We start from the raw sequence: 14,526 nt of genomic DNA on the forward strand, positions 1-14,526 counted from the left end.
CTAAACTCATATAGTGTAGGGGTTTTTATTTAGTCATCGCTAATATGAAGACATTATCCAATAGTGCGTGCCAAGAGAACTGGACAGGTAGCATTAACACGAACATAGTCAGATAAAGACGAGCCAATGAGCCGATCTATATCAACAAAACTCTTAGCAATAGATGGGCGACGGTCCGGGGAACCAATCAATAATAAGTCTATATTCAACTCATTAGTTAAACGACAAATTTCTTCCCCAGGTTTACCACTGCTAGTAATACAACGCACTGCTACAGATTGCTTTTCTGCCTCTGCCACAGCCATTCCTAACACAGAATTTCTCTCTGGTTTAAGATCAGTAATACCTGATAATTTACCACCTAAATCTGCATTAACATTAGCTAAAACCAATTGTCCACCCGCAACACCCCTAAGTAAGAACAAAGCCAAATTTAAGCAGTTTTTAGCAGATTCAGAATTATCCATTGCCACCATAATGCGCTTAATGTTTTTGACATAAATGTCATCTTTCACTAGCAACATGGGACGGGAAGACAGTTGGAAAACGTACTGACTGACGGAATTGGAGAAAATAGATTGTAGCCGCTTCATTCCCCGTGAACCCATAATAATCAAGTCAGCTTCCATTTCGTCAGCGACTTGACAAACTACATCCTTGGGATCACCTTGACGTAAAATAGAAGAAACTTGGCTGGGGTCTAAGTTTAAATACTGAATAGCCTTAGCGAGAATTTTGCCCCCTTCTTCCCATTTGTCAGTCATTACAGCCGCAGTGCTTTGTGGGGTGACAACGTGGAGAACTGTGACTCTTGCTCCTCGAAATGAAGGTAGTTCTTTCAAGTTCTTGAGCATTTCTTCCGCGTGTCCCAAACCGGAGACAGCTAACAAAATTTTTTGGATCATTTTTCCGTCTTTGTCGTGAAGGTTTTTGTGGTTTTTGCTGCTAGTATTGAGCTATGGCTGCGTCAGGCAAGCTATCAGAATGTTTTTTTCTGATGTGCTAAATAACCAAGTTAAGTATTTAGGCATAAATTAACTGATTAGCAGTAAAACTAATACCAACAAGCAGAAGAGTGATTAATATTAAGTTTATTTACGCCTAACTACGTGAAGTGACAACCAGGTTGCCTATCATTCATATCATACAACTAATTGTGTCTAATGAAATTAATAAAAGATGATGTTAGTTATGATTTGTCATCTATGTTAATTTTTTTTAATTTAAGTTAATTATTACCATGATCATTTTTCGGAAATTAAACAACAAATAGCAGAATATCAAGCTTATGCTGAAAAAATGAGCGCAAAAACACCGTTTATATTGTCAGCATTCAGCCGTCAATTTTCAGCTTTTCGTAAAAAGATAAATTTAATTTCTGCTTCAGATTTACAGGATTGATAAAATCAAAAAAATGAATTACCAAGTTGTTAATCAATTAGATGAAACCCAAATTTCCGAACTTGTGGAATTATACAAAAATGAGTTCTGGAGTCACAACCGAATATATCCAGGTGTTGTCAAAATGTTAGCTGCATCTGATATTATCATCGCTTTAGTAAATGAGGAAAAAGAACTAATTGCTTTTTGTCGTATTTTGACTGATTTTGTTTATCGCGGAGTTCTTTATGATGTCATTGTTAAACCTAGTTACAGAAAAATGGGATTTGGTGCTAAGTTATTAGATGAAGTCGTTAATCATCCCCAATTAAAAGAAGTTGAAAATATGGCTTTGTTCTGTTTACCAGAGATGATACCATTTTATCAACAGTGGGGTTTCACTAATGAAGTTGTGAACTTGGAATTAATGTATCGTTATCAATAATATATCAATCCTTGAGAATTCTCTAATTTGATCATGTCTACCCAAAGTCTAATTCAAAGTATATATACAGATGGCGCTTGCACAGGTAATCCAGGCCCTGGTGGTTGGGGTACAGTTGTCTATTTCCATGATGGTTCAGTTCACGAAATGGGTGATTCATCCCAGCACACCACTAATAATAAAATGGAAATGCAAGCTGCGATCGCTGCCTTGGAATTTTTCAAATCATCTCGACAAACTGAACCTATTACCCTGTACACAGATAGTAAATATGTCATTGATTGTGTGACAAAATGGGTAAAAGGCTGGAAAAAGAACGGCTGGAAAAAAGCAGATGGGAATCCCGTTCAAAACCAAGACCTCCTAGAAATTCTGGATCAACTCAATAGCCGACTGGTACAATGGGAACACGTTCGCGGACATTCTGGTAATATTGGCAATGAACGCTGTGATGTCATTGCGCGTTCCTTCGCTAACCATAAAATCCCTCACCTCAAACAATTATTACCTGGACTTCTTCACGAAAATTTACCTAAAATTGGGGAAATAAGCCCAGCAAAAGTATCTAATGATCCAATAAACTCTACAATAACTAATAAAAACACACTAGAAAGCAGTCCGTCTGCATCAGATACAAGCACTATGGAACAATCTACAACACCAACTGCGACTACAACCAACGAACAACCCACGGAAATCAGGGTTTTACAACTTCGCAACTTGGTGGAAACCTTACGGATTGCAGACGAAATTGCCGAAAAAGGCTACCTAATTACCAGTTCAGAATTAGCAGACTTAATGGGTGTTCACTCTAGCGCCGTTACCAGCCGAGGTGATGAATGGCGCTGGCGAAATTGGATAGTTTCACGGGTAAGACGGGAAGGAAATCAAATTCTTTGGGAACTCGAACGTGGGGACAAAATAGCCACAGAAATAGATTGAAAAATATAATTTTTGATTTTCCTAAAATCTTAAAACCCGTAGGGGCGCAGGCTATGCGCCCTTGATTGCATTTCAAGACCTTTGATTAAGCTCCTAACATTTGTAAATTGTGCAAAGTGGCATAAAATCCTTGTTGTTGTAGCAATTCTTCATGACTTCCCTGTTCAATTAATTCCCCCCGTTTCAACACAAAAATCCGGTCTACATTGCGAATTGTTGAGAGACGGTGAGCAATAATAATTGAAGTTCGTTGGATTAACAACTGATTTAAAGCTGATTGAACTAAAGCCTCCGTCCCCACATCTAAACTAGCTGTGGCTTCATCTAATACCAAAATTTGGGGATTACGAATAGCCGCCCGCGCAAAGGCTAAAAGTTGTTTTTGTCCACTAGAAAGATTTGTCGCCCGTTCTCGTAATTGAGTATCATAACCTTGGGGTAATTGGTTAATAAACGTCGCTACATTCGTCTTTTCTGCTGCTTGTTGAATTTCTGCAAAACTGTAATTATCACCTAAAGTAATATTACTTTTAACATCACCAGCAAACAAAAAAGCCTCTTGCAAAATCACCGTCATATAACGTCGTAGTTCCACTTGAGGAATCTCGCGGATATCCACACCGTCAATGAGAATGCGTCCTTGGGTTGGTTCATAAAGACGACATAAAAGGCGAATAATTGAACTTTTACCCGCACCTGTGGGACCAACTAAAGCCACCTTTTCCCCTGGGTGAATGGTAAAGTCTAAATTCTTAATCACATAATCATCATCTTTATAAGCAAAGGAAACATTTTCAAACTTAATTGCTCCCAAAGCCGGAACGGGTGTAAAATCTTGAGATTCTAACTTAGAAACTATCTCATTAATATAGCCAAATTCAAAATCTACATTTGAACTTTGAGGCTGAGAATAATCTTTAATTTCAATGGGTTCATCTAAAATATCCACTACTCTTTCAATAGCCGTAAACCCAGATTGAATCACCGTAAACTTTTCCGCAAAATTCCGTAATGGTTCAAAAAATTGTTGGGCATATAAAATAAATGCTGATAAAATACCAAAGGAGATTTGTTGATCTAACAATAACCAACCACCTAACCATAATACTCCAGCAATAGCAATTAAACCAACCCATTCTAAGGTTGCAGAAACTGCGGAATCATACCAAATGCTAATATCTACTTCCTTAATATAACGTTGGTTAGCAGCTCGAAATAACTCAACATTAAATTTTTCGCGGCGAAATAATTGAACTATATTAATCCCGACAATATTTTCTTGAAGTTGAGAATTGAGTACAGAAAGTTCTTCTCTGGTTTTATAATTAGCCCTTCGATACCGCTGTTGAAAATAAATTATCAACCAAGTTATTGGCAAGAGGATGAATATCAACAAAGAAGCAAGTTGCCATTGAATAGAAAACATCAATCCCACAATTACTACCATAGATAGTAAATCAGAAACAATGCCTACAGCCCCAGTGGAAAAAACATCTCCTAAACTTTCGACATCACTCGTTAGTCTAGTAATCAATTTACCTACAGGTGTCTGATCAAAAAACCGCACAGCTAAAGATGTTACATGAGTAAATAAATCTTCACGAATATCTGCTGTGATTTTTTGCCCTAATTTTTGCACTAAATAACCTTGGACACTTATTAATACTAAGCGGATAATAGTTGCTATTAGCAACATTCCAATCAGGATATTTAAACCCAATACCCGTGAATGAAATTGTCAAACTGCTTGTGGGGGAAGGATTTTCAAGTCTTTTTCTATATCTCTGATTTCAGATTTATGGGAAGAGTTTTTGCGCTTGAATTTGGACATTTTAATTTTGACAACACGGGGATTAATACGTTTTCGTCGGGGGCGATCAATTTCAGACTGGGAAATTAATGATAATAAATATTGATGTTGAATTTCTCGTAATTTTAAGGATGAATGGCTGATGAGTTGTACTAAATCTATAACTAGTTGCAAAGATTCAAGAAAACTAAGGAGTAAAGGATTTTTATTATATTCGTTAGCAGATTGGTAAATTAAATCGCGGAGTAGATTATAAGCAATTAACATAGCATAAAGTTCTTGTTCGACTAATTCAGATGTTTTGCTCCGAAAAATAGTGGGCATTTGTCCTTTGAGCGTAGCACATTGATGTGTTTTTATTTCACAGAAACTAATTTCCACCTCCCATCTGCAATGATAGTGAATAATTAATTCTTTGGCAGAAATATTAGGGTCAATAATACTAGTAACTAAACGACGAGGGAGAAAACCAGGAATTTGATATTCAATAACTCGGACAATGATACTTTCCTGATTCCATTGTTTATGCGATTCTGTAGATTTTTCTAAATTGAGAATTTTGCCATTAATTTCTGATAAATAACTTCCATCTGGATATCTAGCCATGTATCCATCTGGCAAACGAGAATCAGAGATAACAGGTAGTTTAACATTAGAAGCTACCCTAAGTAAAAAGTCGCATTCTTTTGTACGAATACTAAAAATAGTTGCAAAGGAATATAAACCAGCATCTAATAAAAATAATAAGTTTTTCTGGTTAAATTGTGCCAGTAATTTAGTCATTAAAGTCCTTTCACCAGTTCCTTTACCTTGGCTCGAACCATAGGTAAAATCTAGGATCAGGCGTGTTGATGCTGATATTAATGTGACTATTCTCAGCATGGGAAAAGCACTTTCTCCTCGACCACATTTAGACTTCCCAAATTTATCACGATTACTTTCAGTATCAGGTGTCGTACCTGTGGAACCATCAAATATTACTGTAGTCCATTTATGAAAGTCATATTTCAATGTTGTCAAACTAGAAGTGAGTTTTTTAAATATTAGTTGAAAAACTGTTAATCCTATACGAACTCTGGCATGACTCATAGCACCTTCAGAAATAAGTTGTTTTGGTAGACAACAGGATAACCACCTCAATCCTGATATCATCCAATCCATTATTCCTAAATAACTTAAATCACGACGGATAGTGGAGAGAATTACAAACCAAATGACAAACGTTGGTACTAGAATCGTTCCTTGACGACATTTACTTGATGAAACACTCGCCAAAGATTCTTTGATAATAGTTGATAAATGTTTTGCAATTGGTTGCAGATCATATTCTGTCGTAAACTGAGTAAGCATCTGATGATGTTCTTTTTGAATTCCCATACAAAACTGTCAAGGATGACTTGAAATAAACTCTTATAAAGCTTAAATATTCTTTCATATTTTGTCAATATATACTATCAGGCTACTCATTTTGGAGCAGGAATAAAAATTCTCGACGAAAAAAATGACACATTTATGATTTTTTAAATTTGATTTCAAATAATTGACAAGATTGATGATTTATAAATTCAAGAAAAATCTCATGATCATATAATTTTAGATACATTTTGCCTGGAGTTTAGACTAAACTGAAGTTATTTTTATGCCTTAATATTTGCAGAATTAATATTAGTAATTATTTGTAGGCTATTAATTTCATTCACGGGTATTGTATTTAAACCCTGCCACAGAGGGATATTTTGCAGAAATTGATATGTACTTGGTTCTTTGCGAATTAACGAAATTGCCTGTCCCACTAATAGGGGTTTGATAGCACTAGCAACAGCAATGGGAACAAGCATTAACATGGATACTGCTAATAGTTTGCCATGACGACGACCATAGGGGACTAAGCGTAAAAATAATCGCCAGTCATTTTCTCGACGACGGTATTCAGGATTGGATTTAGTTGCAGATGGAGAGATGCCCATAAATAACAATTTAGGAGGAAAATAATGTAAAATTCTGTCCTGGGAGACTAATTTTTTTCAAAATTTAAGCCATTGATTTCTTGACATTTTGCCTGTGCGGCTTGATAAGCTGTCAAATATTCTAGCCCCCCCAACATAACATCACCATAATAATCATAGGGGGCTTCGCCATAAATAGGTAAAGGATCATCCTCTGGATAATCTTCTTTGGATTCTTCCACAATGGCTTTGAGTTTTTTGGTACTTAGAGCTTGAGCCGGAAAATAATAAAGTTCTTGGGGATTTTTTTGTAAATGGGGAAGTGTCGGATCTATAATTACATCATTAACTTCAATCCAACCATGTTCAACTGGTTTATAGGGCTGACCAGCAAATACTAAAAAGCCTTGGATATACTTTGCCCCTTGGGTGATTAAAACTGCTTTATAAGCATTATCAAAAGGTTTTTTAGCTTTACTTTTGATGGCTTTGGCAATTTCATGAGATAGGGTTTCATCTAATAATTTGTTCATGGGGTAAATTTCTCCTTTAATTATTTTGTCAATTATTAATATACACTGTATTAGGCAATTTTTAATCAGCAAGCCCTATATAGCGATCCTAAATTAGTTATGAAAAACAAGATCCCCGACTTCTTAGAGAAGTCGGGGATCTGACTCTGGGAATGTTCACAAATCAAATAGGATTACTATATGCTAATTATTGTTGATATCCGATAATTACCCCCTTTAATCCCTCGATACTTTGGGGGGAAACCAGAAAATCCAGTCCCCTCCCCTTTGTGAGGCTATCGTGTACACACAAGTTATACTCGAAACGGCTGGATTGTTTGATTCTAAACGTAGGGGTAAAGCAAGAGCTTCATTGGTGTCAACTTAACCTAAAACCCATAGCCCACCTGGGAATGAATTCCCAGTCTAATAGCAGAAGTCATCTGAAGATGACTAAATAACCCGGAAATTTTTGAGTAAACTTTAGTTTACTTTCGCTATTAGCCCGGAAATTCATTTCTGGGTGGGTGTGGAAGCCAACAAATAAGCCATCTGTAGCCTAAGTTGACACCAATGGGGTGGGGTTAATTCCTTCAACACCGCATCAGTAAAGGGATTTTTCCCCGCCTTCAAATCCCTAATTTGCCCTTTTTGGACAACACTTTCTCACTCCGCTCACTTGCGTTTAGCTTTGCCTTTGTTAGCAAACTCCTGTGCTTTTGCTTGGGGGTCAAATTGTAAATTTTTATCCCATTCTTTGGCTTGACGGAAATTAGCTAAAGCCCCATTCAGATCATCATTTGCTGCCAAGTTCTCACCTTGGATCACTAACACCGTTGCTGCTAATAATAACCGAGATGGAGTTTGGCAATCTTTTAATTCTGCCAACACTTGAGGATTACCAATCAAATAATTATTCAGCAAATTGCAACCACTGGTGACTAAATTATCTAAATCCAAATCCCATAAAATAATCGTCTTGTCATGACTCCCAGAAGCCAATTGTTGTCCGTCGGGGCTAAATCCCACACTATAGACCGAACTATCATGACCTTTCAGGGTATTCAGGACTTTCCCTGTGGTCACGTCCCAGATTTTAATCGTCTTGTCAAAACTCCCAGAAGCCAATTGTTGTCCGTCGGGGCTAAATCCCACACCATAGACCGTATCCTCATGACCTTTGAGGGTATTCAGGACTTTCCCTGTGGTCACGTCCCAGATTTTGATCGTGTTGTCAAAACTCCCAGAAGCCAATTGTTGTCCGTCGGGGCTAAATCCCACACTCCAGACCCTACTCTCATGACCTTTCAGGGTATTCAGGACTTTCCCTGTGGTCACGTCCCAGATTTTGATCGTCTTGTCTTCACTCCCAGAAGCCAGTTGTTGTCCGTCGGGGCTAAATCCCACACTCCAGACCCTACTCTCATGACCTTTCAGGGTATTCAGGACTTTCCCTGTGGTCACGTCCCAGATTTTGATCGTCTTGTCTTCACTCCCAGAAGCCAGTTGTTGTCCGTCGGGGCTAAATCCCACACTATAGACAAAACCCTCATGACCTTTCAGGGTATTCAGGACTTTCCCTGTGGTTACGTCCCAGATTTTGATCGTCTTGTCAACACTCCCAGAAGCCAGTTGTTGTCCGTCGGGGCTAAATCCCACACTAGAGACCGAACCCTCATGACCTTTCAGGGTATTCAGGACTTTCCCTGTGGTCACGTCCCAGATTTTGATCGTCTTGTCAAAACTCCCAGAAGCCAATTGTTGTCCGTCGGGGCTAAATCCCACACTAGAGACCGAACCCTCATCACCTTTGTTAGCGTAGCGTTCCGAAGGAAGGGTATTCAGGACTTTCCCTGTGGTCACGTCCCAGATTTTGATCGTCTTGTCAAAACTCCCAGAAGCCAGTTGTTTGCCGTCGGGGCTAAATCCCACACTCCAGACCAAACTCTCATGACCTTTCAGGGTATTCAGGACTTCCCCTGTGGTTACGTCCCAGATTTTGATCGTGCTGTCTGAACTCCCAGAAACCAGTTGTTGTCCGTCGGGGCTAAATCCCACACTATTGACATAACCCTCATGACCTTTGAGGGTATTCAGGACTTTCCCTGTGGTCACGTTCCAGATTTTGATCGTGTTGTCAACACTCCCAGAAGCCAGTTGTTGTCCGTCGGGGCTAAATCCCACACTATTGACATAATCCTCATGACCTTTCAGGGTATTCAGGACTTTCCCTGTGGTCACGTCCCAGATTTTGATCGTGTTGTCACGACTCCCAGAAGCCAATTGTTGTCCGTCGGGGCTAAATCCCACACTCAAGACCGAACTCTCATGACCTTTCAGGGTATTCAGGACTTTCCCTGTGGTCACGTCCCAGATTTTGATCGTCTTGTCACGACTCCCAGAAGCCAATTGTTGTCCGTCGGGGCTAAATTCCACACTATTGACCAAACTCTCATGACCTTTCAGGGTATTCAGGACTTTCCCTGTGGTCACGTCCCAGATTTTGATCGTCTTGTCACGACTCCCAGAAGCCAATTGTTGTCCGTCGGGGCTAAATTCCACACTATTGACCAAACTCTCATGACCTTTCAGGGTATTCAGGACTTTCCCTGTGGTCACGTCCCAGATTTTGATCGTCTTGTCAAAACTCCCAGAAGCCAGTTGTTTGCCGTCGGGGCTAAATCCCACACTATAGACCTCACTCTCATGACCTTTCAGGGTATTGACTGCTAAGGCTCTATTTTCCGGCTTTTCATCACGTTGCAAATATACCGCTTGCCTTAATGCTGCTATTGTTGGTACTTGAGTATCAGATTTTGCCCAAGATGCCAGTTTTAGTTTTCCACCAGCCTTCAAGCCTTCTATTAAGGCGTTTCCGGTGTCTTTTAAGGCAAACTGGGCTTCACTAGATTTAGTTAAGGCTTGAATTGCATTAATATCAGCTTGTTGTTTTTGCGTTTCTGCCCTCTTTGCAGCATCCCAAGCTGTGACTGTTAGCAAGGTTAATGCTATTCCTGCGGCTACTGAACCTGCAAGGGCAATTTTGAGAAAGCGATTCAGTTTAGCTTCACCGATTTTTCTTTGTTGTTTTTCCCATTCTAGTTTTTGGCTGAGTGGTTCTTGTTGCTGACGAATAAAAGCTGCTAAATAATCATGAACTAATTGATAACGGTCTGCGGTGGTTTCTGGTAACAACACCACTAAACCAGATTTGACAAATATTTCTAATACTAAATCTAAGTTATTCTCAGTTTCATTTTTATCTCGTTCTAATAATGATTGTAAATTTTCTTCTAATTCTGCCTTAGTCTTTAACGGTCTTGTTCCTTGTTCGTCTGTGAGAAAATAAAGTAATAATTCCGCAAGTTCTTGATTTTTCTTACCGCAATCATTAACTATTTCCCCTAAATAACGTTTAACTAATTTTTGCTTGTTACCAATTTGCTGATATGCGGCTAATGTGGTAATTTTTTCTGTTTCTAATTGCGCTCCCACAATTTGTAATTCAATGGGACGAACTGAACCTACTTCTCCCGCTAAATCTTCTACCAGCCGATTAATTAAATCCGGTTCTAACTGAAAATCAGTTTTTTTAGTTAAACTCTCAATTGTAGTTTTAGCATTTTCTGGTGTTAAGTTTCCCAATTTATAAAGCACATTTTTACTCAGAATACCATCACCAATAATATTCATATCGGTAATTTCATCACATTCTAATAAAAGATGTAAATAATCTACCCGCAAAGATAAAATTACTCGCAAAGATCCAATATTTTTATGATTTAGACATTTCCCTAAAAACTGGAAAAATTCTGTTCTGGCTTTATCGTCAGGACAAACAAAGAAAAATTCTTCAAATTGGTCAAAAATTAATACTGTTCTCCGATATTTTTCAATTTCTACCAATTTTAAAATAAACTCTTCCTGAGTATCTAATTTTAAATCTTCTGATTTTAAGTTTTCTGGTAATACATCTAATAGTTCTTTTGCTAATTCTGTAAACCAACTATTATAAACTCTAATAGTTACAGGTAAATTATCTTGAAAACCTATGGCTTTATTTTCCAATGCAGGAATTAACCCAGCATTAACTAGAGAACTTTTTCCAACTCCTGACTGTCCATGAATGACAATAATTTTTTTATCAGTTCTACCAATTCTTGCTAGTAATTCATCTACATCTATTTTCCGTCCAGATGCTTCAATTTCTGGAGAAATATTTTCTTTTTTAATGGTTTGATTTGTTTGTAGAGACGTTCCGTAATTTGTTTGTAGAGACGTTCCATGGAACGTCTCTACATTTAGATTTGTATTTTTTGCTGGTTTTAACCAACCTGCACCAATAAACGCCCGCAAACCAAATTGTTGTTCAATAGAACGAGATTCTAATTTGGTGTTAAAAGCTTCTAAATATTCTGTTTTTTGAAATAATAGTTTTTGTAAAAGATTGAGAATTTTAACATAAAGCTTTGGTTGATTATTGATAACCCCAATATCTTTAGCCAATTTTAAATTACTAATTGCTTGTTCATGTTGTTGTAATTTTTCTTGAGCTTGTGCTAGAATTAAAAATAGACTTTGACGATAATAATTTAGTAGGGGTAACTCATGAATTACCCCTATCCCTTGATTAGCAATTTTGGCTGTTTCTTGAAAATTTGATTGTTCAAAATTAGCTATTGCTAAAAATAGATAATCTTCCGCTATTTTCAAGATATTATTTTCAGCTTGATGTATTTCTAAAGCTTGTTGAGATAATGTTTTTAATTGTTCCCATGCTTGTAAATCTTGGAGAATTAACCCAAATCTTGATAAAGAATTAGCAATTAAATCCAGACGTTGAGCATTTTTAAACTTTTCTAACGTTCGTTGTAAATAATTCCCAACTTCTCCCCCTTCACTAGCGGGGAAGGGAGTTGAGGGGTTAGGTCTTAATTTTTCATAATTGCAAATTGTCAGATTATAAAGTATTTTCCCTTGAATTTCTAAATTATCCGTTGTTTGCCAAAAATCCCAACTTTGTTGATAGTAATTAATAGCTGTATCTAATTGTTTTTTGTTATATGCAATAAATCCTTTTAAAAAATTACAATTAGCTGCAAATTCTGGTTCTAACTCTTGACCATTTTTTTGTAAGTCTTGTAATGCTAATTCAAATTCTTGTAAATTTACATTCAAATCATCATTTAATACTTTATCTATCATTGATTTGAGTAAATTAGTTAATTCATCGAAAGGAAGAGAAAAATTGATAGTAATTCCCCAACTTTCTAAATCAGGTGCAGATTCCATGATTTGTTGATATATTTGATTATTAATCCATAGGACTACCGGATATGAACAATTATTTCTAAATTCTTCCCTGACTTGATTAGCTGAACTGAACATTTTCGATAAATTCGGTAATGATTCCCAACCGACAATCATTAATGCTGCAATTTCCTGATTAAATTCTTCTCGAATCGCATTATATAATGTTCTTTCTGATGCTTGAAGTCGTAAAATCTGAATTTCAATTTGACATATTTCTTGTAATTCTTGAATGAGTTGATTTTGTAAGTTGAGATAATTGCATTTAGCTAAAATCAGCTTAAATTCTCCTTGGGATGCTTCTATAGACCATGCTAAATCTTCTAGTTGTTGTGAGTTGTTCATAGTATTAATTTGTGATAAACAATATCCCCGACTTCTGAACTTTAACCTCGATAAATAATAACATTGATCGAAGAAGTCGGGGATATAAATCCTGCAAATCCTTTAATCCTGGAAATCCTGATTCAGACAAAATCTTAATCCTGTTAATCCTCAAATCCTGGAAATCCTGATTCAGACAAAATCCTCATTCAGACAACTTTTCCGATTCTGCTAAAATCGGATTGACATCAAACCATAATTCACCCTGATCTCGATATTCAAATACAAATCTACTGCGAATTAATTTCTGATATCCTTGATCATCACTAACGTGCTTAGTTTTTTTAACACGACGTAATAATTCCCATTCTTCATCAGAAATAGTTAAAGACATTTCATTCCGTCGTTCACGAATAATCTGCTCTAAGGTATGACTCTGGAGAGGAAATTTTTTATCTTTCATAATCCAGGGGTTTAATAACCGCAAAATATCGCGGACATGACCACCACTAACCTGACACAAGCGGTCTAGACTTGCTGGAGCATCAAAAATTTCAGTAATTTTATTTAAGCGGTCTTCTGGGGCTAAATTAGGAAATGCTCTAGCTAAAATCATCTGTTGCATTAGTGCTAATCCCTGTTCATGGACTTTACCATCTGAAGACTTGACGGGAACCATTGGTAATATTTTTGGTTCTTCTGGAAATCGTTGGGTTAGTGTGCCATATTCATTGGAAAATTTCAAAGCCAGGGGCATGGTATAAATAACATGACAATTCAGTTTGGTGAGATATTCTCCTTGGTCAACAAATAGATATTCTTGTTGTGTCCGACCCCAGGGTTTAATGGTATTATCTATACGGTCTAGGTTATCAACTATGACCACTAAACCATTTTTACCCTGTTGTTTGAGTTTAGAAATAGCAGGTTCTAAAAGTTCTTGATTAATTGCTTGTAGTAAGTTGGTTTTCTGTGGTCCTAAATATTGATTTACTTTGGTTCTTAATGTGGAATCACTTTTCATTTTTGTGGTGATTTCCCCAATACCCAAAGACAGAGACAACTTTTGTCCGTCAACAGTATAACCAATATCATGACCAGCAAATTTACCTTTAACACCTGTAACTTCAGAGTTTAAGATGTTCCATGCACCTTGAAGTAATTCCTGAAATTTTTTCGGTTCTTCGAGAACAATTTTCTCAAGACTTTTACTAATGCGACTAGCAATGGCTAAAAATACATCAGCAATATCTATATCTGTGATTTCTAGATCTTCGCTAGATTCAAAATAAACAACATGAAAATCTGCTGCTTCTAATTCTACCTGTAATCGTAATAATTCTGTAGATTTACCACAACCAATATGTCCAGTAAATAGGTTACAGGTAGGCTCATCTTGATTCCACTCTGTAATACTATCTTTAATAGTGCTGATGATATCCTCACCACGCACTTTAGAAAAGTCAATATAACATTTTTGATCTTCCACATTTCGCGCAACAAGGGTGCGTGCGGGGTTAGTGGCTTTATAAAAATCCTTAATATCCATTTTGCTAGTAGTATAATTGTCCTGATAGTTGAGGAATATCCCTACTGACAATAATACTTGTTTCTCAGTAATTTCAGTTATTTTTCCGATAATTTTAATAATTTTATGAGAATCAGGATTTACAAGATCAAACGATGAACAGGATTTTATTTTACTCACATCCTGTCAATTCTTAAATCCTGGTTATCCTAATGCTGACAATTTCTGTATTCTAAAATTTAGATATAATAACAGCCAGATCATACACCTTCATAATAGCACAAAAAGTCAAGAGGTCAAGAACCTAGTAAAATGGTTATCTTATTGCG

General features: G+C 36.9%; 8 protein-coding genes and 1 pseudogene. 2 read left to right on the plus strand and 7 right to left on the minus strand.

What is annotated here, in order from left to right; genetic code table 11:
- Positions 1 to 53: 53 nt before the first annotated feature.
- Entirely contained in the window at positions 54 to 905 is an 852-nt protein-coding gene (locus tag HGD76_RS12935) for a universal stress protein (RefSeq protein ID WP_148760575.1), read from the minus strand.
- Positions 906 to 1,414: 509 nt separating this feature from the next.
- Here HGD76_RS12935 and HGD76_RS12940 point away from each other — a divergent pair.
- Positions 1,415 to 1,825 (plus strand): GNAT family N-acetyltransferase, encoded by a 411-nt coding sequence (locus HGD76_RS12940; RefSeq protein WP_148760573.1) that lies wholly within the window; start codon positions 1,415 to 1,417, stop codon positions 1,823 to 1,825.
- Between the two features lie 33 nt (positions 1,826 to 1,858).
- Positions 1,859 to 2,767: a ribonuclease HI gene (rnhA, locus tag HGD76_RS12945; RefSeq protein ID WP_168633668.1), complete on the plus strand. Its 909-nt coding sequence runs from the start codon at positions 1,859 to 1,861 to the stop codon at positions 2,765 to 2,767.
- A gap of 85 nt (positions 2,768 to 2,852) precedes the next feature.
- Here the strand turns inward: rnhA and HGD76_RS12950 are convergent, their stop codons facing one another.
- From HGD76_RS12950 to HGD76_RS12975, 6 genes and pseudogenes are all read right to left on the minus strand, one after another.
- Positions 2,853 to 4,487, minus strand: a complete 1,635-nt coding sequence (locus tag HGD76_RS12950; RefSeq protein WP_267904235.1) for an ABC transporter ATP-binding protein — start codon at positions 4,485 to 4,487, stop codon at positions 2,853 to 2,855.
- A gap of 18 nt (positions 4,488 to 4,505) precedes the next feature.
- Positions 4,506 to 5,954, minus strand: a complete 1,449-nt coding sequence (locus HGD76_RS12955; RefSeq protein WP_168694730.1) for an IS4 family transposase — start codon at positions 5,952 to 5,954, stop codon at positions 4,506 to 4,508.
- Positions 5,955 to 6,280: 326 nt separating this feature from the next.
- Positions 6,281 to 6,544 (minus strand): annotated as a pseudogene (locus tag HGD76_RS12960) (ABC transporter ATP-binding protein); the annotation flags it as partial.
- Between the two features lie 47 nt (positions 6,545 to 6,591).
- On the minus strand, positions 6,592 to 7,056 hold the full coding sequence (locus HGD76_RS12965; protein ID WP_168651125.1) for a hypothetical protein: 465 nt from the start codon (positions 7,054 to 7,056) through the stop codon (positions 6,592 to 6,594).
- 654 nt (positions 7,057 to 7,710) lie between these two features.
- Positions 7,711 to 12,690 (minus strand): WD40 domain-containing protein, encoded by a 4,980-nt coding sequence (locus HGD76_RS12970; protein WP_168696034.1) that lies wholly within the window; start codon positions 12,688 to 12,690, stop codon positions 7,711 to 7,713.
- Between the two features lie 184 nt (positions 12,691 to 12,874).
- A complete protein-coding gene (locus tag HGD76_RS12975) occupies positions 12,875 to 14,218 on the minus strand; it encodes a P-loop NTPase fold protein (protein WP_168697435.1) in 1,344 nt (447 codons plus the stop codon).
- Positions 14,219 to 14,526: the final 308 nt, after the last annotated feature.

Origin of the sequence: Dolichospermum flos-aquae CCAP 1403/13F, from assembly GCF_012516395.1 — a bacterium.
Lineage (GTDB): Bacteria > Cyanobacteriota > Cyanobacteriia > Cyanobacteriales > Nostocaceae > Dolichospermum > Dolichospermum lemmermannii.

Bases quoted from the DNA above. Each gene is read 5' to 3' on its own strand.
- HGD76_RS12955 (WP_168694730.1), bottom strand. From the start codon at position 5,954: ATGGGAATTCAAAAAGAACATCATCAGATGCTTACTCAGTTTACGACA.
- HGD76_RS12940 (WP_148760573.1), top strand. From the start codon at position 1,415: ATGAATTACCAAGTTGTTAATCAATTAGATGAAACCCAAATTTCCGAA.
- HGD76_RS12935 (WP_148760575.1), bottom strand. From the start codon at position 905: ATGATCCAAAAAATTTTGTTAGCTGTCTCCGGTTTGGGACACGCGGAA.
- HGD76_RS12975 (WP_168697435.1), bottom strand. From the start codon at position 14,218: ATGGATATTAAGGATTTTTATAAAGCCACTAACCCCGCACGCACCCTT.
- HGD76_RS12965 (WP_168651125.1), bottom strand. From the start codon at position 7,056: ATGAACAAATTATTAGATGAAACCCTATCTCATGAAATTGCCAAAGCC.
- HGD76_RS12970 (WP_168696034.1), bottom strand. From the start codon at position 12,690: ATGAACAACTCACAACAACTAGAAGATTTAGCATGGTCTATAGAAGCA.
- rnhA (WP_168633668.1), top strand. From the start codon at position 1,859: ATGTCTACCCAAAGTCTAATTCAAAGTATATATACAGATGGCGCTTGC.